This is a genomic window from Cupriavidus laharis, from assembly GCF_914271435.1.
GTDB classification, from domain to species: Bacteria; Pseudomonadota; Gammaproteobacteria; order Burkholderiales; family Burkholderiaceae; genus Cupriavidus; species Cupriavidus laharis.
This window is the reverse complement of record NZ_CAJZAI010000026.1, coordinates 18,657-42,625: the sequence shown is the minus strand read 5'-3', so window position 1 is coordinate 42,625 and position 23,969 is coordinate 18,657. Positions and strand designations below refer to the sequence as shown.

Annotated in this window: 22 protein-coding genes; 7 read left to right on the top strand and 15 right to left on the bottom strand. The window is 64.5% G+C overall.

Features of this window, described 5'->3' with window-relative positions; genetic code table 11:
* Window positions 1-31: 31 nt before the first annotated feature.
* From LDO29_RS26850 to LDO29_RS26840, 3 genes are all read right to left on the bottom strand, one after another.
* On the bottom strand, window positions 32-349 hold the full coding sequence (locus LDO29_RS26850; protein ID WP_224082780.1) for a hypothetical protein: 318 nt from the start codon (window positions 347-349) through the stop codon (window positions 32-34).
* Between the two features lie 569 nt (window positions 350-918).
* Complete coding sequence (locus tag LDO29_RS26845) at window positions 919-1,338, bottom strand: type II toxin-antitoxin system VapC family toxin (protein WP_224082779.1); 420 nt, start codon at window positions 1,336-1,338, stop codon at window positions 919-921.
* Window positions 1,335-1,580 carry a FitA-like ribbon-helix-helix domain-containing protein gene (locus tag LDO29_RS26840; protein ID WP_224082778.1) on the bottom strand — a complete coding sequence of 82 codons (246 nt, stop codon included), beginning with the start codon at window positions 1,578-1,580 and terminating at the stop codon, window positions 1,335-1,337. The genes LDO29_RS26845 and LDO29_RS26840 overlap by 4 nt, the downstream gene beginning before the upstream one ends.
* 417 nt (window positions 1,581-1,997) lie before the next feature.
* On the opposite strand from LDO29_RS26840, the gene LDO29_RS26835 reads away from it, so the two are divergent.
* Window positions 1,998-4,934 carry a Tn3 family transposase gene (locus LDO29_RS26835; RefSeq protein WP_224082777.1) on the top strand — a complete coding sequence of 979 codons (2,937 nt, stop codon included), beginning with the start codon at window positions 1,998-2,000 and terminating at the stop codon, window positions 4,932-4,934.
* Between the two features lie 58 nt (window positions 4,935-4,992).
* On the opposite strand, the gene dsbD is transcribed toward LDO29_RS26835, so the two are convergent.
* From dsbD to cueR, 10 genes are all read right to left on the bottom strand, one after another.
* The gene (gene dsbD / locus LDO29_RS26830) at window positions 4,993-6,915 is read right to left on the bottom strand and encodes a protein-disulfide reductase DsbD (RefSeq protein ID WP_396022721.1); all 1,923 of its coding nucleotides are present in this window, start codon (window positions 6,913-6,915) and stop codon (window positions 4,993-4,995) included.
* Between the two features lie 202 nt (window positions 6,916-7,117).
* Window positions 7,118-7,447: a P-II family nitrogen regulator gene (locus LDO29_RS26825; RefSeq protein WP_224082775.1), complete on the bottom strand. Its 330-nt coding sequence runs from the start codon at window positions 7,445-7,447 to the stop codon at window positions 7,118-7,120.
* A gap of 59 nt (window positions 7,448-7,506) precedes the next feature.
* Window positions 7,507-8,112 carry a ubiquinol-cytochrome c reductase iron-sulfur subunit gene (gene petA, locus LDO29_RS26820; protein ID WP_224082774.1) on the bottom strand — a complete coding sequence of 202 codons (606 nt, stop codon included), beginning with the start codon at window positions 8,110-8,112 and terminating at the stop codon, window positions 7,507-7,509.
* Between the two features lie 59 nt (window positions 8,113-8,171).
* On the bottom strand, window positions 8,172-8,306 hold the full coding sequence (locus LDO29_RS28260; protein ID WP_290369624.1) for a hypothetical protein: 135 nt from the start codon (window positions 8,304-8,306) through the stop codon (window positions 8,172-8,174).
* 300 nt (window positions 8,307-8,606) lie between these two features.
* The gene (locus tag LDO29_RS26815) at window positions 8,607-8,855 is read right to left on the bottom strand and encodes a DUF2933 domain-containing protein (RefSeq protein WP_224082773.1); all 249 of its coding nucleotides are present in this window, start codon (window positions 8,853-8,855) and stop codon (window positions 8,607-8,609) included.
* 46 nt (window positions 8,856-8,901) lie between these two features.
* Window positions 8,902-9,204 carry a hypothetical protein gene (locus LDO29_RS26810; RefSeq protein ID WP_224082772.1) on the bottom strand — a complete coding sequence of 101 codons (303 nt, stop codon included), beginning with the start codon at window positions 9,202-9,204 and terminating at the stop codon, window positions 8,902-8,904.
* Window positions 9,205-9,354: 150 nt separating this feature from the next.
* Window positions 9,355-9,600 (bottom strand): hypothetical protein, encoded by a 246-nt coding sequence (locus LDO29_RS26805; protein WP_224082771.1) that lies wholly within the window; start codon window positions 9,598-9,600, stop codon window positions 9,355-9,357.
* A 121-nt stretch (window positions 9,601-9,721) separates the two neighbouring features.
* Entirely contained in the window at window positions 9,722-10,108 is a 387-nt protein-coding gene (locus LDO29_RS26800; RefSeq protein WP_224082770.1) for a hypothetical protein, read from the bottom strand.
* A gap of 99 nt (window positions 10,109-10,207) precedes the next feature.
* Complete coding sequence (locus LDO29_RS26795; protein WP_396022722.1) at window positions 10,208-12,598, bottom strand: heavy metal translocating P-type ATPase; 2,391 nt, start codon at window positions 12,596-12,598, stop codon at window positions 10,208-10,210.
* A gap of 59 nt (window positions 12,599-12,657) precedes the next feature.
* Window positions 12,658-13,092: a Cu(I)-responsive transcriptional regulator gene (gene cueR / locus LDO29_RS26790; protein ID WP_224082768.1), complete on the bottom strand. Its 435-nt coding sequence runs from the start codon at window positions 13,090-13,092 to the stop codon at window positions 12,658-12,660.
* Between the two features lie 359 nt (window positions 13,093-13,451).
* On the opposite strand from cueR, the gene LDO29_RS26785 reads away from it, so the two are divergent.
* The 6 genes from LDO29_RS26785 to LDO29_RS26760 all read left to right on the top strand — a co-directional run bounded on the left by LDO29_RS26785 (window position 13,452) and on the right by LDO29_RS26760 (window position 21,238).
* The gene (locus tag LDO29_RS26785) at window positions 13,452-13,742 is read left to right on the top strand and encodes a hypothetical protein (RefSeq protein ID WP_396022720.1); all 291 of its coding nucleotides are present in this window, start codon (window positions 13,452-13,454) and stop codon (window positions 13,740-13,742) included.
* A 70-nt stretch (window positions 13,743-13,812) separates the two neighbouring features.
* The gene (locus LDO29_RS26780; protein WP_224082766.1) at window positions 13,813-15,114 is read left to right on the top strand and encodes a TolC family protein; all 1,302 of its coding nucleotides are present in this window, start codon (window positions 13,813-13,815) and stop codon (window positions 15,112-15,114) included.
* On the top strand, window positions 15,111-16,649 hold the full coding sequence (locus LDO29_RS26775; protein ID WP_224082765.1) for an efflux RND transporter periplasmic adaptor subunit: 1,539 nt from the start codon (window positions 15,111-15,113) through the stop codon (window positions 16,647-16,649). Before LDO29_RS26780 ends, LDO29_RS26775 begins: the two co-directional genes overlap by 4 nt.
* A complete protein-coding gene (locus LDO29_RS26770; protein WP_224082764.1) occupies window positions 16,646-19,816 on the top strand; it encodes an efflux RND transporter permease subunit in 3,171 nt (1,056 codons plus the stop codon). The genes LDO29_RS26775 and LDO29_RS26770 overlap by 4 nt, the downstream gene beginning before the upstream one ends.
* Window positions 19,813-20,178 (top strand): copper-binding protein, encoded by a 366-nt coding sequence (locus tag LDO29_RS26765; protein WP_224082763.1) that lies wholly within the window; start codon window positions 19,813-19,815, stop codon window positions 20,176-20,178. The genes LDO29_RS26770 and LDO29_RS26765 overlap by 4 nt, the downstream gene beginning before the upstream one ends.
* Window positions 20,179-20,563: 385 nt before the next feature.
* Window positions 20,564-21,238 carry a c-type cytochrome gene (locus tag LDO29_RS26760; protein WP_224082762.1) on the top strand — a complete coding sequence of 225 codons (675 nt, stop codon included), beginning with the start codon at window positions 20,564-20,566 and terminating at the stop codon, window positions 21,236-21,238.
* A 264-nt stretch (window positions 21,239-21,502) separates the two neighbouring features.
* Here LDO29_RS26760 and LDO29_RS26755 read toward each other — a convergent pair whose 3' ends face one another.
* Both LDO29_RS26755 and LDO29_RS26750 read right to left on the bottom strand, forming a co-directional pair.
* Window positions 21,503-22,999 carry a tyrosine-type recombinase/integrase gene (locus LDO29_RS26755; RefSeq protein ID WP_224082761.1) on the bottom strand — a complete coding sequence of 499 codons (1,497 nt, stop codon included), beginning with the start codon at window positions 22,997-22,999 and terminating at the stop codon, window positions 21,503-21,505.
* Window positions 22,996-23,934: a DNA-binding protein gene (locus LDO29_RS26750; RefSeq protein WP_224082760.1), complete on the bottom strand. Its 939-nt coding sequence runs from the start codon at window positions 23,932-23,934 to the stop codon at window positions 22,996-22,998. The genes LDO29_RS26755 and LDO29_RS26750 overlap by 4 nt, the downstream gene beginning before the upstream one ends.
* Window positions 23,935-23,969 lie beyond the last annotated feature (35 nt).

The following is a 23,969-nucleotide window of genomic DNA, read 5'->3' as shown; positions in this document are numbered from 1 at the left end:
TGGCGACGTTTTGCCGACCGTCGTATCAAAGCTAGAAGCTGGTCCAGGCTGATTGATACGAAGGGCGGTGGCACTTTCGCTTCGCTTCGATTAAGTATTTGATCGGAAAGAAGATTTTGATCTCGCCGTCAATGCTTGGACTGAGGTGACACTTTTGCTTGCGAACTGGTTGACACTCTTGCTTCGGTATACGCATGCCGTCTTCGACGCCATGGCGCAGGCCATGGCGCAGACACCCCGAAGCAGCGCCATGGTTGAAAACCTGAACTCGAGGCTGCGCAACTACTTCACGCTGCGCCGTCAGCTCGGTGGCTCGTACCTGGACCTGCTTCAGTTTTTTCTGAACCATCGGTGCTTCCTGCGCAGCCGGGTCCCGCAACGAGTCGGTAAAAGTCCGACCCAGCTCATGACTGGCCAAGAGCATCCCCACTGGCTCACGCTCCTCGGCCTGGGCCCGCTTCAACCACTGCGAGCCTGAGCTGTGGGAGGCCGCAAGCCTCCCGGTGCGACTCCCAAATCATTAAAATTCCATTGCTTCGGTGGAAGTATTTCGCTCGCCCGTGTGACCCAAAATAAGCCGTTCTTGAACCACGCCCAATTTCGACCGTTACGGACGCGTGAAAATCCTTAACGTACTATTTTTTCCGTTTCCCCTGTTCTCCCCGCACGAACGTTTTTGCTGGTCCCCGGCGGCCTGTCGCCAAACACCTGTTTTACGACACGCTTCATCAGCGTCAAAAGGTCAAAAAACCAGCGACTGGTTCAAATGGCGGCTGGTGACACGACTGCTTGCTCTACCCCGCATTGGAGTACGTGAAAAAGGGAGACCGCGGCAGCGGGCCAGTTTGGCCATCAGTTCGTCGGTAGCGATCAAGAGCCGGGGCTTGTCGCGCTTGTCGATGACTTCAGCCGCCCCGATCAATTCCCCCAAGGATTGGCCAGCATCACGCCGATCCCGTCGAAGTCCTTGCCGTTGCGCGTGGCCAAGGTGGCCGCGTGGTGCCGACAGATGGCGGCAATTTGCGCATCGGCCATGCTGATCGGACGACCCGCTCGTTCGCGCTGGGACACGAGGGCGGCGTAGTGCACGGCGGCGTTCTCGTCGAATGGCAGCACCCGGTCAGCGAATTCCTCGTCGAGCATCTGTACCGCGGCGTCCCGTAACCTGGACTTGCGGCGTCCGTCGGGCAGACGAGCAATGCCGTACAGCAGTTCAGCAACGGTCACGGCAGTAATGGTCAGGGTATCTGATGCCCGTTGATCGAGCCAGTCGATGACGGCCGGCTCCGCCTCGGCCCGCATCAACTCTGACAAGACATTGGTGTCAAGCACGATCATTCAGGCAACTCCGGGGACCGTGGTGGTTCGACCCGCGCGGGCAGTTCCAGCCCGGGATCGGCCAGCGTGGCAAAGCGCTGGCGCAGCCGGCTGCCCAGGCCACCGCGAGCGGGCGGCTTGCTGAGCGCACGCCGCAAGATTTCACGCACCTCCTCCTCCATGGAGTGGCCGTGCTGAGCGGCTTCGATCCGCAACCGGGCCTTCAATTCGTCATCCACGTTTCGAATGGTCAGCGTCGCCATCACAGTCTCCTGCTTGCATTGATTGCAATGCTAGCACGTTTCAGCCCAAGGCCCGAGGTGCAAATTGGGGCGGCAGCCGGTTGAGAAATATAGACATAAGCGCAGTTATGTCTAAAGTATTGCCAAGAAAATTGGATTTATGACGTATTACGGTGTAATATTTATCATCACTTTTCCGTTTTTCTCCCGATGGGGTGTCTCCTTGATTTCGCTGCAATTTACCGGGGTAGCCACCCCTAGCATTCACGCGGGTTCCCGGGCAGCGTCCGGGAAAATACCCCGGTAAATCAATAAGTTGCTGTCTACTGTCGCCAGTTGGGCGCGATTGCCTCATAGCGCACTTATTGTGTCGAAACGTTGCGTCCCGGTCTCATTGCCGATAACCTCGGCGGTCCGTCTTACGCTTGGGAGAGCGCGATGGATCACTGGCAACTTGCGTATCTGGGCATGCGGCAGATTCCGAGCGAACTCAGCGAGTTTGAGCTTGCCACGTTCTTCACCTTCTCCGCCAAAGAGCGGGCCCTGATCGACGCGCGGCGCAGCCATTTGTACCGCTTGGCCTGTGCCGTTCACATTGGCTTTGTCCGCATGACGGGGCGCACCCTCGATGCCTACAAGCAGGTGCCAAAATTCCTCTGGGCCTTTGTGGGCGCGCAACTCGGCATCACGCCGCCGGACATGGGCACGCTGAGCGCGCTGTATGACGGGCGCACCGATACCTTGGTGGACCATCAGATGCTGGCCTACCAAGCCCTGGGGTTCAGCCCGATGGCAGAGCATCAGCGACGTTACGTGACGCGCTGGCTCAAGGAGCGGCTGGCAGGGCAACCGAGCCGCAGTGACCTGCTGCACGAGTTGAAGCGCTGGCTCTATGAGCATCGCATCCTGATTCCGCATGACCGAGCGCTGAAGCGGCTGATCAGCCAGGCCGGAGAGGCATTCGAGTCGGCCCTGGCTGACGCGCTGGTGCAGGCCTACGGCGAGGTCTCCCTCGATGCGTGGGGTGCCCTGCTACCGCGGCCAGAAAACGACCGGCCGAGCCTACAACAATGGCTGTGGGCTGTCCCGCTACGCAATTCGACCCATCAGATGGGCGAGTTGTTCGACAAGATCGACCGCCTGTACAAGCTGGGCATCCACAGCGGTTGGCCGGCGGCCTGCAATGAGGCGGTGGTGCGGCACTATGCGCGGCGCTGTGCCAACCGCCCGGCGTCGGTCAGCAAGCGGGTCGCGCAACAGTCCCGCCGCCTGGAATCGGCTTGCTTTTTACGCTATGCCTTATGCGCGGCCACGGATCAATTGTCGTCCATGCTGCGGCACTGGATTCGCAAATGCGTCAACGATGCCGGACGCCTAATTGACGCGGGCCGACCGGACCCAGGTACCAAGTTGCGGGAATTCGCTGCCGCCGTCAAAGCGCTGGTCGCAGACGAGACGCTGACAAGGGATGCCCTCTGTCAGCAACTGAGCACTCTGGCTGACGAGGCAGCTGGTCAGCATCTATCGAGCCGTGCCAGCCTCATCCGCGCGCAACTCCTGTCGCGACACAGGCTATCCCGTGCCTTGCTGGGCAGACTGGTTCATCTGCCATTTGCGGCACAGTCGGCCCACCCGGTGATCGAGGCAATGGAGGTACTGCGCAAGCTCTATGCGCGCAGGGCCGACTGGCTCCCTGATCGGGTGATGGTTCGATTGGGACGCGCCTGGCAGCCAGCACTGGAGGGCTTGGATCGCAAGCGGGCCCTGGCCGCCTTCGAGTGGGGGACGCTGTTTGCCCTGCGGGTGGCGATGCGCAATGGCTCGGTCTTCCTGGACCACAGCTTCGCCTTCCGCAGTCAGGCGGCCCTACTCATCTCCAAAGAGGATTGGCAAGCCCGGCGTAACCATTTCTACGGTCATCTCAAGCTGCCGCAGGACGCCAAGGCATTCCTCGATCCTGTGGTGGCGCACCTGGACGCGGGGCTCGCCAGGTTGCGCGATGCAGTCCAGCGTGGGGAGCTGAACATTGATAGCGCCATCCATATCGATCCGCTCACGGCAAAGAAACCGGAAGCCTCCGTGGAGGCGCTGCGACGCGCGCTGTTCGAGCGGCACCCCGGTGGACAATTGCCCGAAATCCTGCTGGAGATTGACAGCAGCACCCACTTCAGCTGGCTCCTGCTGGGTCGGGAACCGCATTCGCGCAGCGAGCTGCTGATGGTCTACGCTGCAGTGCTGGCGCACGGCACCTCAATGTCGGCGGCGGACCTCGCACGGATGGTACCGGAGTTGTCGCCCAGCGCGATCCGGCAAATGATGCATCGCATCGCGGACGAGCGCAAACTGCGCCAGGCCGCCGATGCCGTCCTGATCTTCATGCATCAGCACCCGATCGCCCAGCACTGGGGGCGCGCCGATCTGGCGTCGTCGGACATGATGTCGCTGGAGACCACGCGCACAGTCTGGCGGGCACGGGCTGATCCGCGCCGGCGCACGGCATCGATCGGTATGTACACGCATGTCCGGGACCGTTGGGGCATCTTCTATGACCAGCCGATCCTACTGAACGAGCGGCAGGCCGGTGTCGCCATTGAGGGCGTCATCCGCCAGAGCGGATCGGAAGACGTGGCACAACTAGCGGTCGATACCCATGGCTACACCGATTTCGCCATGAGCCTGTCCCGGCTACTTGGCTTCGATCTCTGCCCGCGACTTGCCCACCTGCGCGATCGCCGCCTGCATGTGCCCAGGGATCACGAGATACCGGCGGAATTGGCTGCGGTGGCGGACGCGGATGTCCGGCTGGTCTTGATCGAACGTGCCTGGGACGAACTGGTCCGGATCGCGGCATCGGTGCAAAGCGGGCAATGTACGGCAGTGCAGGCGCTGATGCGTTTCGGTGCAGCGGCGAAAGGTCAACCCGTCTATGAGGCTGGCGTGCATCTCGGGCGGCTGTTTCGCACGATCTTCCTCATCGACTATTTCACCAATCCCGCGTTCCGCCATGAGATGCAGCATGCCTTGAACCGCGGCGAGGCGGTCCACACGGTGCAGCGGGCCATCCACTATGGCAAGATTCCGTTGGAATTGACCCGGCACGATGCGTCGCTGGCGGCGGTGTCGTCGGCTCTGACCTTGTTGTCCAATGCCGTGATGGCCTGGAACACGCTGCACATGCAGCGCGCGCTGGACGCGATTGAGGCCATCGGCGGCGAATCCATGCGTGCCGAGGATTTGCGCCAGATTGCGCCGACTCGTCTGGAAGGCATCAATTTGCGTGGTACTTTCGATTTCCCGATTGCACGTTACGCCCATCGGCTGCTGCCGAGTGCGACGAGCACGCCGGACTCACCATCGCAGTGGCGCACTGCATAGCCCATTTTTTTTCGGATTGTGCCGTTATCCTCGCGGGTTGGAGTCGGTGATGTCATCCTTAGGGCCTGCCTTCCTTACCGAACGCGCGCTCGAGGCTATCAAGGAAACGCGATGCGGATTGATAGCCGATGACCCGCACCGGGCTCTCTCGCCCATCGGCGCCGAACAAGATGATGCCGGGCGGCCCGAATAGGCCGAAGCGCTTTAGCAACGCCTTGTCGTCGGCGTTGTTTTGTGTCACATCAGCTCGAAGTACGACAACCCCGGCCAACTCCGTCTGAACTCTGGGATCGTTGAAAGTCGTCTCCATCTCCTTACAGCTGACACACCAGTCGGCATAGAAATCGAGCAGTACCGGCTTGCGGGCCGCAACGGCCTGCGCCAGACGTGCGTCGAGCTCGGCCACCGAGCGGATCCGCGCGAAGTGCACCACCGCGTGGTCGGCGGCGGTGGCTGGCGACGACTGGCGAGTGCGCAGGTGCGACAGAGGCTGCAGCAGATCCCGCCCGCCCGACGCCAGCCCGACCAACAGGATGGTTCCCGCCAGCGCGGCGATCAGGCCCAGGCCCTTGCCCAGCCGGGCCACGCCATGCGGTTTGGGGCCAAGCGAATCGAAGGCGCCCAGGAAAACTGCGGCGATCAGCAGCAGCGCGGCCCACGTTGCCATCACGGCCCAGGGTGGCAATAGCGGGGTGATCACCCAGATCGCCTCGCCCAGCAGCAGAAAGCCAAGGCAACGCTTGGTCACCTCCAGCCAGTGCCCGGCGCGCGGCGGGAGATTGCCGGCGGCGACGCCGGCCAGCACCAGCGACACCCCCATGCCGATCGCCAATGCGAATAACGCACCGCCTCCGGTCATGGCATCACCGGTTCGTGCGAGATAGGCGAGCGTGCTCGATAGCGGCGCCGGCATGATGCGCGCGACGGCCAACGCGGACATCGCCCCCAGTGCTGCGGCAGCCCGACGATCCAGCTGCCGTGCGGATGTCGTCGATCGGGGCTGCCGCAGCAGCGCGCGGAGCCCGAACATCGATAGCGCCAGGGCCACGAGCAACGTGGCGAAGGCCCCGAGCGCCCAGGGCGTCTGCAGCCCTGTCAAGACCCTCTCACCGAGCCACCCGGTGGCCATGCCGACGCCGGCATAGGCTACCGCCAAGCCGAGCACGTAGTCTAGCGAGATGATCAGCGCACGGCTGCGTGTCACGTGCTCGCCCACGACGATGGACCACAGGATCGGCACCATCGGCAGCACGCTCGACGTGACCGTCAGCAGCAGGCCGAAGCCGAGGAAGAGCAGCGCGATTGCCCCAAGCTGGTGGCTGGTCAGCGCGCGAATGATGCGGTCGCCGTCATCGCCATGTGGCACGATCTCCGGTATCGCATGCCCGCCCTGGTATTCGCCCGCTCCGGGAGAGGTTACTGCAGTCGGTGGCACAAGCATCGCCATTGGCGTGCCACCCTCGCGCTTATCAAATAGGCCGCCGAGCGGGCTGCCGCCCACCTTGTACACGCTCTCCATCGGTGGATAACAGATTCCCTTGTCGGCGCAGCCTTGCGATGTCACGACCAGCGTCCATTCGCCATCCGCAGGAGTGACCTCCACTGGCACGCGAATCTTGACGCCACCATGGTAGATCTCCATCTCCTTGCCAAACGCCTCGTCGTACTTAACCTGCCCTGGTGGAAGCACAGGTGTACCGAGCTTCACCCCTGCCGGCCGGGCAGCAAAGGCGAATCGCTCACGGTAGAGGTGATAGCCGTCCGCGATGTCGAAGTGCACCTCGATGGCGTGTTCGTCGAGTTGCCGGGCCGCAAAGCGGAAGGCCCGCTCAGGCGGCAGAAGATCTTCCTCGCCCACGGCGCGGGAAACGCCAGCGGCGCCCGCGATACAGAGCCACGTGACGAGGAGCAGCCCCAGGAGGAATTGCCCCGGAGCCAAGCGCCATACTCGCCCGGTGTCGCCCGTACGCGCCACTGCCATGCCAATTTGCATAGCCCACCTCTGGAACTGAATTACCGGCCACGCAATGCCGCGGCTCGTGCCACTTGCATTCCGACCGGTGCCACGTGCCGCCGCAACTCCGTTCAACGGGCATCGTTATCTGGCCCTGCGGCCGATCTGTGCCTCGCCGCATTCATGGGCGCTCATCCCCGCCGGCACCCAACGCACCAGCCGATTCGGGTCATTCGGCTGTATCCACTGACGCTCCCGGGGGAACGTGTAGATGCAAGAACCTCTCGACGGCGATTACCGCCACAATCCCGGCGCCTGGCACGGTGGATTGTCCTACCTCGATGATCGCTTTGGTGATGGCCTCGACGTCGCTTTCCTCCGCGAAGATCTCGATCTTGGTGTGCACGGTGGTCAGATCGCTCGAGAAGAAATTCCGATACTCGCCGTACCCCTTGACTTTCGTTGCGGTCAATCCGGGCGCGTGGACGGTTGCGAGGCGCCTCTCCAGCTTCTCCAAAAGCTCAGAGGGCACGATGGCAATAACACATTTGGTACTCATGGGCGCCTCCTTGACAACGCAGGGTTGGACGATCAGCAGTGCACTGTCGGGGTAAGTCATCATCCGGTTCCATTGCGATCCTGGCCGATCACCAGACGGGTTTCGCCTTGATACGCGTGCGGTGGGATCTCCAGATTGAGCGGCGCTGGGACGTTGCGGAACACGCGGCCGGCCAGGTCAAACTTGGAACCATGGCAAGGGCAAAAAAAGCCACCAGGCCAGTCATCCCCCAAGTCCGCCGCGCCGACGTCCGGGCGATAGGTCGGTACGCATCCCAGATGGGTACAGATGCCTACCGCCACAAAGAAGTCCGGGCGGAGCGAGCGTGTCGCATTACTCGCATACGCGGGCTGCTGGTCCTTCTGGGACAGGGGATCGCTCAACAGGCGATCGTGCCTGCCCAGACGCGCCAGCATGTCGCGGGTCCGGTGCAGTATCCAGACGGGCTTGCCGCGCCAGGCGACGGTGACGAGTCCCCCTGGCTCCACGGCGCCGAGGCTCACATCGACGGGCGCGCCCCGCGACCTTGCGGCGTCGCTTGGCGCCATGCTGGCCACGAATGGCACCATGGCGCCGACCAGGCCTACGCCTCCCATGGCGCCGGTGGCCAGCAGAAGCAATCGGCGCTGGCGTGCGTTCTGTGTGTCTGCCGTCGGATTGTTCATGGCGATTTACTCCAATCCCGGGGGCATGTGGCCAGCAACGTGACTGGCTGCCCAACCGCTCACTCCCAGAGCTTGCCGAATAGCTGCGCCCATTGGCAGCGGCCCGGCAAGAACACGGGCACCCGCTTGCGATACGCCTCATAGTCCGCCGCGAAGCGGTGGGCCAGGTCTTGCTCTTCCTGCCTTGCAAGCATCAATTTCCCACAAGGTTGCCGAGTCCCCTTGCTTCGCCATGGCAGGAGGGCACGCACTTGCCCGCCTGCTTCAGGCGCTGCTCCCCAGCTTGCACCCGGGCTAGCAAAGACTGAACCCGCCCATCATGCGTTGATGCATCACGAGCATGCCTACCGCGCCAAGGGATGCGAGCACGCCGATGATGGCGAACACGATCAAGAGGACTCTCCATATTCAACGATTTGTTCACGTGTTACCTCTCTCTTCGTTGGCGGCCCGGGTACGCGTCCGCCATGCGTGCCCATCGCTCTGCCGTCCTGTCACTCCTTGATTCGAAATGGATGGGGCTTCTGCTCTGGCGCTTGCTCGGTCATTCCGCCCACTTGATCGTCGTGCGCGCTCATGCTCTTCATCATCAGCCACATCGACAATGGGCAGATCAGGAGCAGGAGATACGGCCCAATACCCAGGACAAGCGCTCGGACCGGCGGCAATAGGGCATAGGCGGCTGCCAGCATTGCCGCCAGAGCGATGCCTGCGGTGATCATCCCTTTCGGATTGCATTTCATGGTGGTGCTACTCCTTTTTCAAATGATTCGAATCTGGACAGCGTCCTTACTTCGTCGGTGGCGTCTGGATCTTGTCCGCGTACTTGCGCATGATCTCGCCCATCGCCTGCATCATCTCCGCATGCATCTGCATCGAAAGCTTCTCGTTGCCAGGTGGCAGGCCCATCATCGGGCAGCTTCCCATCATGCCGCCGCCCATCATGTGGTCCATCATCATGTCGTGCCCTTTGTCCTGGGCACCCGTCTTGGCGTCTTCGGCGCCACGGGTTGCACCTGCCGCTGCGGACCAGCCGCTGGCGCCAAGCATGACCACGGCTAGGGTTGCGGCTACTAGTGATTTCGTATTCATGTCGATCTCCTTATCGATCGCGATTCAATGACCCCGCGCCAATCCAGCACCAGACAAGTGGGCGGACGGACAGCCAGTGCGGCTCCCTTATGCCAGAGGCCTGATCGCACGGATGCATGTGCTTAGCCTGGTCGGCCGAAGCGCCCTCAGTCACTTGGACTCGGAAGGCCCCATCGGGCTGCCGCCGCCGGTCGACTGGGAGTCCATTTGTTTCATCATTGCATCGCAGCGCGCCAACATCGCTGCCTGAGAGGCGGATGTACTGGAGGTCGCCGCAGGGTGTTGCGCTGCTGCAGTGCGCCCGCGATTGATGACATCCCAGTCCGGGCCGGCGAACGCCTGCGCGGTCGCGACGGCGAGTGAAATGAGAACGAGAGTCTTGGGAGTGGAATGCATGATGATCTTCCCCAGTATTCGGTTTTGTCTGGCTCAACCGCAACGGGGTCAGAGCACCCACGCCCGGGCAGAGCCACCAAAGTCAAGCACGTGGCCGAAGTGGGCCACGTGTGGGGATAGATCAGATTCGCAAGCGGGCCGTTGCGAGATAGACCGGACCAGGCGAGTTGTTCGCGCTGTCAGCCGTGTGGAAGATGCGGAAGGTGTATGGCGTGGGCGGCAGAACGTGTTCAAGCCCAGCCGTAGTCGGCAAGACACCGAGATCGGGTCCGTGACCGTTGCTGTCGGCCCAGTGCCGACCGTCCTGTTGATGGTCAGCGCACAAGGCCGGCTGCGCATGGTCCATCTCCAGGCAGCTTGTCATGGTGGCCATAGCCGCCGGCCCCATTGTCGCCTCGGTCTCTTGCGGGCATAGGTATCCGGCCATTGCAAGGCGCGCAAAGAGCACCGTCGCCAACAACAGCAGCGCAAGCAAGCGAGTGAAGGGGGGGCTGTGGCTATGCTTCATGAATCACGCCAAGCATTTGTCCTAGTCTAGCCCCGCCCGATCTGGGCAGCAAGGCGAGGAGACATGGGTCGGTAGAGTCGAATCCACAAATGACAATAGCTACGCCATGCGGCGTCTGAGTCGTAGCGCATTGGAGATCACTGAAACCGAACTCAGGCTCATGGCCAATGCCGCGATCATCGGCGACAGCAACCAGCCGGTGAACGGGTAAAGCAACCCCGCCGCCAGCGGGATACCCAGCGCGTTATAGATAAAGGCGAAGCCCAGGTTCTGCCGCATGTTGGCGATAGTGGCCTCGGAGAGTTCGCGTGCGCGGGCGATACCGCGCAGATCGCCCTTGACGAGGGTCATCTGGGCGCTGTGCATGGCCACATCCGTGCCGGTTCCCATAGCAACGCCCACATCGGCCTTTGCCAATGCCGGCGCGTCGTTGATGCCGTCGCCCGCCATCGCAACCACGCGGCCTTCCCCTTGCAGCTTCTCAACGAGCGCAAGCTTGTCGGCCGGCTTGACCTCGCCGTGAAACTCGTCGATGCCCAGGCGACCGGCTACTGCCCGGGCTGTGACAACGCCGTCACCCGTGGCCATGACGACGCGTATGCCAGCTTCCTTGAGCGTCGCCAGCGCCTCGGGCGTGCTGGCCTTGACGGGGTCGGAGACGGCAAGAAGACCGGCCAATTTTCGATCGGCCGCCAGATACATGACACTGGCGCCCTGCTGCCGGAGGGCATCCGCCTGAGACGCCAGTGGTGCCACGTCGACCTGTTCCTGCTGCATCAGGGCGGTATTGCCCAGCACGAGTTGGTGGCCATCGACGCGACCGCGTACCCCCATGCCCGTGTCCGAGGCGAAATCCTCCGCCTTCGCCAGGGCCAGGCCGCGTTCACGCGCGGCAGTGACGAGGGTCGCCCCCAGCGGATGCTCGCTGCCCTGGTCGAGGCTCGCGGCCAGACGGAGCACCTCGGTTTCCGTGAACGGATCGACACGATAGGCCCGTTCGAAGCTCGGACGGCCTTCAGTCAGCGTGCCGGTCTTGTCCACGATCAGGGTGTCGACCTTGCGGAATTGCTCGATGGCCGCCGCGTTCCGGAACAGAATGCCCTTGGTCGCGCCATTCCCGCTGGCCACCATGATGGACATCGGGGTAGCCAACCCCAGCGCGCAGGGACAGGCAATGATCAGTACAGCCACTGCATTGACCAGGCCAAAGACCCAGCTCGGCTCGGGGCCGAAGACGCCCCAGGCGAAGAACGTGAGCAAGGCGATGGTTACGACCACCACCACGAAGGCACCGGCGACCCGGTCCGCCATCCGTTGCATGGGCGCCTTGGAACGCTGTGCCTGGGCCACCATTTGCACGATCTGCGACAGCACCGTCTGGGCGCCGACCTTTTCCGAGCGCATCACCAGGCTGCCCGAGGTGTTGATGGTGGCGCCGATCACGTGGTCGCCGACGCGCTTGGAGACTGGCAGAGGCTCACCGGTGATCATCGATTCGTCGATGGCGCTGGCCCCTTCGGTCACGACGCCATCCGTGGGCACCTTTTCGCCGGGCCGGATCCTCAGTAGATCGCCGACATGCACGTGCGTGAGCGGGATATCGGCCTCGCTGTCGTCCGGATTGAGGCGGCGCGCCGTCTTGGGGGCCAGGCCGAGCAGCGACTTGATGGCGGCCGAGGTCTGCGAGCGCGCCCGCAACTCGAAGATCTGGCCGAGCAACGTCAGCGAAATGATGACGGACGCGGCTTCGAAGTAGACAGCAATCCGGCCGTGCATGAGAAAGGCGCGGGGAAAGAGCCCCGGCGCAACGGTGGCGGCGACGCTATAGACGAATGCCGTGCCTGTACCAAGACCGATCAGCGTCCACATGTTCGGGCTGCGGTTTCGGAACGACTGCAGGCAGCGGACGTAGATCGGGAGGCCCGCCCACAGGACCACCGGTGCGGACAAGACGAGTTCAATCCAGCTTTGCGTCGCAGGTTCGAGTGCCTCGAGACGGCCCCCAAGCATCACGAGCGACACGACGGCGATCGTCAGCGGCAAGGTCCACCAGAAGCGATGGCGAAACGCCGCGAGTTCGGGATTCTGGTCCTCTTCGAGGCTTGGCATGACCGGTTCCAGTGCCATGCCACACTTTGGGCACGTCCCGGGATGATCCTGGCGGATTTCGGGGTGCATCGGGCACGTGTAGGTCGTGCCCGGCGCCGTCTCGCCTTCATCGGGCACCGATACGCTTGGTGTCTCGACATAGCGCGTCGGCTCGGCCTCGAACCGCTTCTGGCAACCCACACTGCAGAAGAAATATTGGGCGCCGGCATAGCTTGCCTGGTATGGCACATCCCGCATGACCGTCATACCACACACAGGATCGCGTGCACTGGCCCCAGAGACGGCAGAGCCGTGACCGGTGGAATCCTGGTCTCGTCGATTCGGCGCATTTCCGCTACCGTGGCCACAGTGCGCGTGCTCATCCTCTCGCGCTGCTGTCATCGCGTGATGTGAGGCAGAGTCGAGAGATTGCCGTTGTCGATCGCTCGTGGTCATCGCGCTCAATGCCTGGTTGCACGTACTGCCGCTCGAGCTCGATGCTTCGGCGGTTCGCCGCTGATCTCATCCAGGATCGGGCATTCGGGGCGATCATCGCCTTCGCAATGCCGCGACAAGTACAGGAGCGTGTCACGCATGCCGGACAGTGAGGCAATGCGGGCGTCCAGTTCCTGGATTCGCTGTTCCGCAATCGCCTTTACCGTTGCACTCGCGCGCCGCTTGTTTTGCCACAACCCGAGCAGCTCGCGGATCTGGGCCATCGAGAAGCCCATCGCCCGCGCTCGCCCAATGAAGCGCAGGGTATGAATGTCAGCTTGACCATACACCCGGTAGTTCCCCGCGCTGCGTGCTGCTGAAGTCACAAGGCCAACGCTTTCGTAGTAGCGGATCATCTTGGCCGAGACGCCAGATGCGCCGGCGACTTGTCCAATATTCATGATGTGCTCCTTACCTTCAATCCCTGTCGTCTCGGACACGCAACTCGCGCAAGCTGCGGGTTGATGGCATTCAGGGTTCGATGACTCCACGATAGACCTTGCCCCGATGGGAAGGTCAAGGACACGATTCATCGGAAACTTGGGCCGGCGATGTCAGCCGTTGCGAGAAAGCCTGCGGCGAAAGGTCAGGTTGCATTACCCGCAAAAGACAGTATCCTTGCGACTATCACGCCCACCGCAAAGACCTCTTGCGTCACTCGGTCCGCCGGCATCCCTGGTTCGCCGGCCTCCTTCTCGTTGTGTTTCTGACAGTCCAACTGGCAGCGTCCGCGTACGCCTGTACCGGTAGCCGCTATCAGATGGAAGGTAGCGGCACGAGCGCGGCGATCACAGAATCCTGTGCCGATATGGCGGCTGGTAGTAGCGACCAGGGCACTGACCAGAGTGCGCTCTGCCTGGCGCACTGCCAGGCCGATTCCAAGAGCGCTGACCATGTTTCGCCGCAGCTTCCGGCCTTCCTGCCGGTGCTGATGAGCGTCATCGAACCCACGCGCGTGGTCACGGCCGAGGTTCGCATCGCGCTGCGCGCCGAGGTCGAGGCGCGCGGCCCGCCGCCCCTGAACATCCTTTACTGCAGTTTTCAAACGTAGCCTTCGGATCGACGTCCATTCGGTGCTGCCCAACTAGACTCGGGTAGCTGTCGTCGTTCATGGAGGCTTTATGCTCTTTCCACGTCGCCTGACGCTGGCGCTGCTTTGCGCGCCTGCCTTCGGCCTGGCGGTGTCGCATGCCGCGGCTGCGCAATCTGCCCCTTCTCTTTCCCTCGAGGAGACCGTCGCGCTCGCGACCACCCACGCCGGCGATGCCGAATCCTCGCGGGGCGCCGTCGAGGCAGCCGTGCAAATGGCCGTTTCCGCGGGCCAGTTGCCGGACCCGGTGCTCAAACTCGGACTCAACAACGTCCCCGTGACCGGGCCGGACCAGTTCTCGCTCACGCGGGATTTCATGACCATGCGGTCCATCAGCGTGATGCAGGAATTCACGCGCACGGACAAGCGCCGCGCCAAAGCGGCGCGGTTTGAAGCCGAGGCGACTGCCGCCGAGGCGCAGCGCGCGGTCGGACTGGCCAACGTGCAGCGCAATGCCGTCGGTGCCTGGCTCGATCGGTGGTATGCCGAGCAGACTGGTGTCCTGCTAGGCCATCACGGCCATCCCCTGGACCTGGCGCTGCAGGCGGCGACCGCCGCCTATCGCAGCGGGCGCGGTACGCGCGCTGATGTCCTGGCGATGGAGCTGGAAGTCCAGAAACTGCATGACCGCCTGGACGAAAACCGGGCCGCCGTAGCCACCGCCATGCTCAATCTGGAGCGCTGGGTCGGGCCTGCGGCCAACCGCCCACTGTCGGAGCGCCCGCCGCTCGACGTACCCCAGAGCGTTCAGCAACTGGCGAAAGGCGAATTCGACGCGGTTCCCGAGATCGCGGCGGCACAGCGCGACGTGGCCCTGGCCGAGTCGGAGATCCAGGTGGCAACGGAGGCCAGGAAGCCGGATGTGACGGTCGAGCTGATGTACAGCCAGCGCGGCCCAGCCTTCTCCAACATGGGGTCGCTCAACGTCAGCTTCCCGGTGCCCTGGGACCGGGGCAATCGCCAAGACCGCGACGTCGCTGCCAGGCTGGCACAGGCCAATGAGGCGCGTGCCAAGTCCGAAATCATCCGTCGCAATACCCAGGCCATGGTAGGCGCCAAGCTTGCCGAGCTGCGGCGCAACCTTGAGCGCCTCAAACGCTACGACGAGAAGACCCTACCGCTTGCCAACCAGCAGGCGGACGCGGCGCTCACGGCCTACCGGGTCAATACCGGATCGCTGCTTGCCGTCGCCGAGGCCAACCATCGCGCCATCGACACGGCGGTGGAGCGGCTGACGCTGGAGGCCAAGACAGCAAAGCTGTGGGCCGACTTGACCTTCCTGATCCCGCTGCCTACTGCACATACCGAGCCGGCCACCAAGGAACTCAAATGAAGAAACCAGTCATTGCAGCGGTGGCCGGCGTCGTTCTCGTCGGCGCCGCCCTCTATGGCGCCTACCACCTTGGCGTCACGCGCGGCACACAATCGGCGCAGTCTTCGCAATCTTCGACCTTGCCCGGCGCGACGTCTGCTCTCAAAGCAGGCGACACCGATCCGAACACTGGCAAGAAGATCCTGTACTGGCACGATCCGATGGTACCCGGCCAGCGCTTCGACAAGCCAGGCAAGTCACCTTTCATGGACATGCAGCTCGTGCCCGTTTATGCGGATGGGGATGCCGGAGGCAGCGGCGTCACGGTCGACAGCCGTGTCGCGCAGAATCTAGGCATCCGCACGACCGAGGTCAAGGCGAGCCGGTTGAGCGCGGTGCTCGAGGCACCTGGCAATGTCGCTATTGACGAGCGCAGTGTCCTGGTGATCCAGGCGCGGACGAATGCCTTCGTCCAGCACGTCGCGGTCAAAGCGACCCTCGATCCGGTCCGGCGCGGCCAAGCGCTGGTGACGCTGTACTCGCCCGATTGGGTGGCCGCGCAAGAGGAATATCTCGCCGTGTCCCGCATGGCCGCGGGTGAGCAATCCGACCTGCGCAGCGCGGCCAAGGCCCGCATGCTGCAGGCCGGCATGACGCCAGGCCAGGTCAGCGCCGTCGAGACATCCGGCAAGCTCCAGCCCAATCTTGGCATTGTGAGCCCGGTCGACGGCCTAGTGACCGAGGTTGCGGTCCGGGAGGGCATGACTGTGTCTCCTGGCATGACCCTGTTCCGCCTGGCCGACCTGAGCCAGGTCTGGGCGATTGCCGAGGTACCGGAGGGACAAGCCCGCGCCCTCGCGCCGGGCCTGGCGGTCAAGGTATCGCCGACCGGCGCAACCGAGTCAATCGTTGGCAAGGTCGATACCGTGCTGCCCGATGTCAATCCGGCCACGCGAACCATCAAGGTGCGCATTGTCCTGCCCAACAAGGGCAGGCACCTGTTGCCGGGCATGTTCGTGACAGTCCGGTTCGATAGCGGTGACCAGAAGGAGGCGCTGATGATTCCGCTGGAGTCTGTCATCCGCACCGGCCAGCGCAGCATCGTCATGGTGGATGCCGGCAAGGCCGGCTTTGTGGCAACCGATGTCAAGACCGGGCGCGAGGCTGCGGGCATGGTCGAGATCCTGGATGGGCTGAAGGCCGGCCAGAAGGTAGTCACCTCGGGACAGTTCCTCATCGATTCGGAAGCCAGCCTGCGTGGCACGGCCGAACGCATGAGCGCCACGCCAGCGGCGTCCGCGCCGGCTGCGCCCGAGCACGAGGGCGTCGGGCGCATCGAGGCCGTGACGCGCGAAGGCCTGACCATCTCGCACGGGCCGATTCCCTCGGCACAGTGGGGCGCGATGACCATGGATTTTGCCGCGCCGCCCGCGGGCCTGCCTAAAGGGCTCAAGGCCGGTGACCGCATCCACTTCCGCTTCCACCTGAACAGCGACGGCCTGGCGATCCTGTCCGCGGTCGAGCCGGCCGGCACCACCCAGGGGGCCAAGCCATGATCGCCCGGCTCATTCTTGCTTCTATCCGCAACCGTTTCCTGGTCCTGCTGGTCACGGTCATGTTGACCGCATGGGGATTGTGGGCCGTGCGCAGTACACCGCTCGACGCGTTGCCGGACCTGTCCGATGTGCAAGTCATCATCCGCACGCCGTTTCCCGGCCAGGCGCCGCAGATTGTCGAGAACCAGGTCACCTACCCGCTGACCACTACCATGCTGTCGGTGCCGGGCGCAAAGACCGTGCGCGGCTACTCGTTCTTCGGCGACTCATTCGTCTACGTGCTGTTCGAGGACGGCACCGACCTGTACTGGGCGCGCTCCCGAGTCCTGGAATATCTGAATCAGGTGCAATCCCGCCTGCCGGCCGCTGCCAAGCCGGCGCTGGGGCCGGATGCCACCGGGGTCGGCTGGATCTACGAGTACACGCTGGTGGACAAGAACGGCCAGCACGACCTGAGTCAACTGCGTGCGCTCCAGGATTGGTTCCTGCGCTTCGAGCTGAAATCGCTGCCCAATGTTGCCGAGGTCGCGTCCCTCGGCGGCATGGTGAAGCAGTTCCAGGTCGTCCTGATGCCGGACCGGCTACGTGCCTACAACCTGTCGCAGGCCAAGGTACTGGCGGCGCTCAAGGGCGCCAATCAGGAAACCGGTGGCTCGGTGCTCGAGTTGGGTGAGGCGGAGTACATGGTCCGGGCCAGCGGCTACCTGAAGACGCTCGATGATTTCCGGCAGATCCCGCTGGTGACCAGCGATGCCGGCATTCCGGTGCGGCTGGGCGATGTGGCCACGGTCCAGCTTGGCCCTGAGATGCGGCGCGGCATCGCCGAACTGGACGGCCAGGGAGAGGTCGCCGGTGGCGTCATCGTGATGCGCTCGGGCAAGAATGCCCTCGAAACCATCGAGGCGGTCAAGGCCAAGCTTGCAACGCTGCAGAAGAGCCTGCCGGCAGGCGTCCAGATCGTCACCACGTACGATCGCTCCGCCCTGATCAACCGGGCGGTGGAAAATCTGACCCACAAGCTGATCGAAGAGTTCATCGTCGTCGCGGTGGTCTGCCTGGTTTTCCTGTTCCACTTGCGCTCCGCGCTGGTGGCCATCGTCTCATTGCCGCTGGGTGTGCTGGCCGCGTTCCTGGTCATGCGATACCAGGGTGTCAATGCCAACATCATGTCGCTGGGCGGCATCGCCATTGCCATCGGCGCCATGGTCGATGCCGCGGTTGTCATGATCGAAAATGCGCACAAGCATCTCGAGCATTGGCATACGGACAACCCCGGCCGGGAACTGACCGGCCATGAACGCTGGAGCGTGATCGGCGAGTCGGCGGCTGAGGTCGGGCCCGCGCTGTTCTTCTCGCTGCTGATCATCACGCTGTCATTCATCCCCGTGTTCACGCTGGAGGCGCAGGAGGGGCGGCTGTTCTCGCCGCTGGCCTTTACCAAGACCTACTCCATGGCCGCGGCTGCGGGCCTCTCCGTCACCCTGGTTCCAGTCCTGATGGGCTACATGATCCGCGGCAGGATCCCCACGGAACAGTCCAATCCGCTCAGCCGATGGCTGATTCGTGCCTATCAGCCGGTGTTGGCCAGGGTGCTCAGCTACCCGAAGAGCACCGTGGCGATTGCGGCGGTTCTGCTGGTCGCGACCGCCTGGCCGATCGCGCGAATTGGTGGCGAGTTCATGCCGCCCCTTGACGAGGGCGACCTGCTCTACATGCCGTCGGCACTGCCGGGCCTGTCCGCCGGCAAGGCGGCGCAGTTGCTGCAGCAGACAGACCGCCTGATCAAGACCGTGCCTGAGGTAGCCACGGTGTTCGGCAAGGCCGGCCGCGCCGACACGGCGACTGATCCGGCCCCCATCGAGATGTTCGAGACGACCATCCAGTTCAAGCCGCGCGACCAGTGGCGCGCCGGCATGACAACCGACAAGCTGGTGGAGGAGCTCGACCGTGTGGTGAAAGTACCCGGTCTGTCCAACATCTGGGTGCCGCCGATCCGCAACCGCATCGACATGCTCGCCACCGGCATCAAGAGCCCGGTCGGCATCAAGGTGGCAGGCACGGACCTGAAGGAGATTGATCGGCTGGCCACGCGCGTCGAGGAAGCCGTCAAGACGGTGCCGGGCGTCACGTCGGCGCTGGCCGAGCGCCTGTCGGGCGGGCGCTATGTCGATGTCGACATCGACCGCATGGCGGCCGGCCGGTACGGGCTCAACATTGAGGATGTCCAGAGCATCGTGTCCTCGGCCATCGGCGGCGACAACGTCGGGGAAGTCGTCGACGGGCTGGCGCGCTTTCCGATCAATGTGCGTTATCCACGGGACTACCGCGACTCGGTGGAACAACTGCGCAGCCTGCCCATTGTCACCGACAAGGGCCAGCAGATCACGCTGTCCGACGTGGCGCGCCTCCAGGTGGTGCAAGGACCGCCAATGCTGCGCAGCGAAAACGCTCGCCTGTCCGGCTGGGTGTACGTAGACATTCGCGGACGTGACCTGCGTTCGGCCGTCCAGGACATGCAGGCCGTGGTAGCCAAGGCGGTGCCCATGCCGGCAGGCTACTCGCTCAGTTGGTCGGGGCAGTTCGAGTACCTGGAGCGGGCCACCGCCAAGCTGAAGGTGGTGGTGCCGTTCACGCTGCTGATCATCTTCGTGTTGCTCTACCTGGTGTTCGGCCGCCTCGATGAAGCGCTGCTCATCATGGGCACGCTGCCGCTGGCGCTGATCGGCGGCTTCTGGCTGCTCTATCTGCTGGGCTACAACCTCTCGGTGGCCGGCGTCGTCGGCTTCATCGCGCTGGCCGGCGTGGCGGCCGAGTTCGGTGTGATCATGCTGCTCTATCTGAAGCAGGCCTGGAGTGAGCGCGAGGACCGGGGCGACGCGAGCCTGTCCGCACTGCTGGAAGCCATCCAGGAAGGCGCCGTGCTGCGGGTTCGTCCCAAGGCCATGACGGTCGCGGTCATCCTCGCCGGCCTGGTTCCCATCATGTGGTCGCACGGCACTGGCTCGGAGGTCATGCAGCGCATTGCCGCCCCGATGGTCGGCGGCATGGTGACGGCGCCGTTGCTCTCCCTGTTTGTTGTACCGGCGGGGTATCTGCTGATCCGCCGGCGCCAGACAAAGGCTGTCTTACTTTCCACCCACCCCTCACTTCAAGAGGAATCCCAATGAAACCCATCAAGACCCTCGCAGTTATTCTCGCCCTCGCTGCCGCCCCGGCCGCATTCGCCGCCGGATCCATGGACGGCATGGACATGAAGGGCATGGATATGAAGCCGTCTGCGCCATCGCAAACCTCGCAGCAGTCGTCGCCGCACCCTGTCGCAGCGGAGATCAAGAAGATCGATACGCAGGCCGGCAAGGTCACGCTCAAGCACGGCCCGATCGAGAACCTCGGCATGTCCGCCATGACCATGGCGTTCCCGGTCAAGGACCGCGTTTCGCTGAAGAACTTTAAGGAGGGCGAATCGGTTTCCGTGACGTTCGACAAGGTCGACGGCAAGCCGACCGTTGTGGACATGCAGCGTAAGTAAGAAGCGCGCTCAAAGGCATGCCGCCGCGTTCGGCGGCATGCCTATGTCGCTCGAACCGAGGCATCGCCTGCCCCGGAGGCGAGCCCCCTAACTGAATGCAGGCACCATGTTCGATCTTCCAGCCAACGTCATTGCGGCGATCCTGATGTCCCTGGCGCTGACGTTCTGTGCGATATGCTTGTTCGCATGGTTTCTCAGACGTCAGTATGGCGCCCGCCGTCCGCGCGCATCTGCGCCGCCGGCTCGCCGTAGTAAGAGCCGCCGCAAGTCGGGAAAGAGTCGCAAGTAAGCCGTCCTGGAAGAGCATGGACAAGGGCGACCTACTGTTAACAAAGCAGCTTTTATTGCGCCTGAGGATGATCTGGTACGCAAACCGGAGCTATCCATGATTCAAGAACCTGCCAGAGATGCAATTGCGGCTGTATTGGTTGCGCTTGCCTTCATTACGCCAGTTCGCGCAGAAGGTGACATTGCGCGCGGGGCACAAGCCGCCCGCATGTGCATGGCGTGCCATTCGTTCGCCCCAGGGCGCCACATGACAGGGCCGAGCCTGGCTGAGGTCTGGGGGCGAAAAGCCGGCACTGCCGACGGTTTCACGCGTTACTCCGATGCCCTCAAGCACTCAGGCCTGATTTGGAACAAGCAGAACCTGGAGGCGTGGCTCACAAATCCTGCGGCGCTGGTGCCGGGGAACGCAATGGATTTTCCGGGCATTGCGGACGCGCCCACCCGAGCCGACGTGGTCGCTTACCTTGAGGCGGTCTCCACTGGTCGCGTGACGGCCCCCGATCGCGGCCTGCCGAACTTGAAAAAGGCAGATCTGGCGTCGCAGGTCACCGCGATCCGGTACTGCGGCGACGCGTACCGGCTCACTACTGCCGACCGGAAGACCCACACCTTTTGGGAGTTCAATCTGCGAATCAAAACGGATGGCAGCGCGCAGGGCCCCCTTGCCGGCAAGCCTGTGCTGATCGGCAGCGGCATGCATGGTGACCGTGCCGAAGTGGTCTTCGCGCGGCCTGACGAAATCTCGACCTTCATTCAAAGGCAGTGCCCATGACGAACGAAGCCGGTTCGTGCCGCCCACGGGGCCCTCGGCACAAAATGCCGCAGTGTCGATCTCGCCAAGGGCAGGACTAACTCATGTCTTCAGACCATCAGAGTTGAGCTCCACTTCTGACTACTCGGCCTAAACGGCCGTCAATCCGCAGGTGTTTGAGCCAGTCTTGGTCGATGACGCGTCGGTTGCCACAATGGATGTGATGGCTGCTGTGCCCCGACATCCGCCTTCTGGTTTGGATCGATAAGGCACTGCGCGCTGTCGCTACAGTCCATCATCAGTAAACGTGGCATCGACGAAGGCACGCAACTGCGTCAGGTCGGTCTTGGCATAGGCCGCCGTGGTTTGCACTGAGGCATGCCCGAGCAGCGCCTGGGCGGCCGGCAGCGGCACCTGGTGGTCGACCACCAGCGTGCGCGCATAGGCGTGGCGCAGCCAGTGCGGCGAGGCGGCGCGCAATAGGAGGGCTTGTGCCGGTTCGCGCGCCTGCAGGCCATCGGCCACGGCGGCGAAGATCGCCTTGACTTCGCGGTACAGGCCGGCTGACTGCAGGGCTTCGCCCTTGTGGCCGTGAATGACCGGCAGTGCCTCGTGCGCGGGCGGCTCGGCGGGCAGGCCACGACCTAACCGGTAGGCGCGCAGCACCGTCACGCATGGGGTCGGCAGCGGAATCGTCCGCGCCTTGCGCCCCTTGCCGCAGACATAGAGCGTCCACCGCCCGGGCGCCTCGGCCTCGAGCCGGGGCAGCGCGGTTTCGGCCGACCAGGCCAGTTCCGCCAGGCGCGCGCCGGCGTAGCGATACAGCGCCCAGATCGCGCGCCGCCGCTGTGCCGCCAGCGTGTTGGCGGCGTCAGACTCCGGCGCGTCCAGCCAGGCATCGCACGCGACCAGCAGCGCCGGCGGGATCAGCCGCGTCGGCGCGAAGCCCGCCCGCGCGCGGCTGCCGGCGGACAGGCCGGCGGCCGGGTTGGCGTGCAGGTAGCCCGTGTCGTACCAGTAGCGGTAGAGGCTCGCCACCACCGCCAGCGCGCGCGTACGGGTGGCCTCCGACCGGGGCGGCCGGGCGCCCGCTGTACGGCCCTCGTCGTGCTGCAGCGCGTGCCGGTAGGCGAGCAGCTGCTGGCGGGTCAGGTCCGACAGCGGGCCGAGCTGGCGGGCGCCGCACCAGCGCATCAGGCGGCGCAATTCGGCGCCATAGGCGCGCAGCGTGTGGGGCGAGCGCCCGGCCCGGTCGCGCAGGAAGAGCGCCAGTGCCTGCGCGTCGTCAGCGACACCGAGCGTGTTGGCGGTGGCGTGCGGCTGGGCGAAGCGGCCGGCGCGCGCGAGCCACGCGTGCTCGGCAGGCCCCTGGGTCACCAGCCACGGATTCGCTGCGACCGGCCCCGTCGTCTTCGCCGCCGCCGGCACCGCGGCTTCCTTCCCTGAGGAGGCGGCAGACCGGAAGCGGCGCCGGTGCGTGTGCAACAGCCGGGTCAGCACCGTCTCCGGGCTGGGCGCTTCGTCTGCCGGTACCGTGCGCAAGCGTCCCCGCTCCCAGTATTCGACCGCCCCATCGTGGGCCAGCAGCAGCTTGAGCACGGCTGGTTGCGCGGCCTTGGCCTCGGCCAGCGAACCGTAGTGGCGCTTGACGCGCGCCAGCGTCCAGTGCGCGTAGACCGCGTGCCCCAGCGCCTCGGCCAGGTAAGCGAGTGCCGCGTCGACGGTGGCCGGCAGCGCGCGCGGCGGTACCGCCGCCGTGTCGATCCAGTCGGCCGGCTTCATGACTTGGCGGCCCGCTTGCCGGCCGGCTTGACCGTCGACCTGGGCGCACGCGCAGTCGTCGGTCGTGGCGCGGCGGCCAGCGTCACGCGCAGCAGCTCGTCGAGCTGGGCGCGCTGGCTGGCGGTCACCGCCTTGAGCGCGCTCGCCTCGCCGACGGCGCTCTGGCGCGCCGCCCGCTCGCTGGCCAGGTCCGCGTCGAGGCGCGCGCGTTCCTGCTCCAGCGCGGCGATACGCCGCTCGGCGAACTTGAGCTGCGCGGCCAGTTGGGCTCGCTCGGCCTGCACCGCGTCGCGCTGGTGCGCAGTCTCCTGCAGGAGCTGCTTGGACAGCGCCTCGTAGCGCGCCTGGATGGTGGCGACCGCCTCGCTGTGGGCGCGCTCGCCGGCGGCAATGTGATCCTGCGCGGCCGCCAGCTCGGACTCCAGTTTGCCCGCCCGGCTGGCGAGCTGGTCGGCGCGAGCCGTGGTCGCGTCCAGCGCGGCGCGCGCCTCGGCCAGGGCGGTGTCGCGCGCGGCGAGGGCCTGGCGGGTTTCGGTGAGTTCCTGGCGCAGCAGCTCGACCCGCAGCTCGGCCTCGGCGCGGGCGGCCTGCGCGGCCTCGGCCGCCGCCTGCGCCTCGCGCCTGAGGCGCACCACGTCGTCGAGCTGCACGGCGACCGCGGCCTGCCACAGCGCGCGCATCGACTCGGCGATCTCCACCGGGAGCTCGGGCAGCGCCAGGTCGGCCAGGCCCGCGCGCACCACCTCGGCCTCGATCGCGTTGAGCGTGCGCGACAGCGTCGCCGGGTCGCCGCCGCCCAGGCGCGCACGCAGCTTGCGCACCGACACCACGCGGCGAAAGCGCGCGGCGGTCGGCGGCGCCGCGTCGCCGGCCTCGGTGAGCATGGCCAGCACGGTGGCGCGGATCTGTTCGGGGGTGGCGGCGAGGCGGGGCATGGCGACTTTCGAGCGGGATTTTTATCCTATCTTAC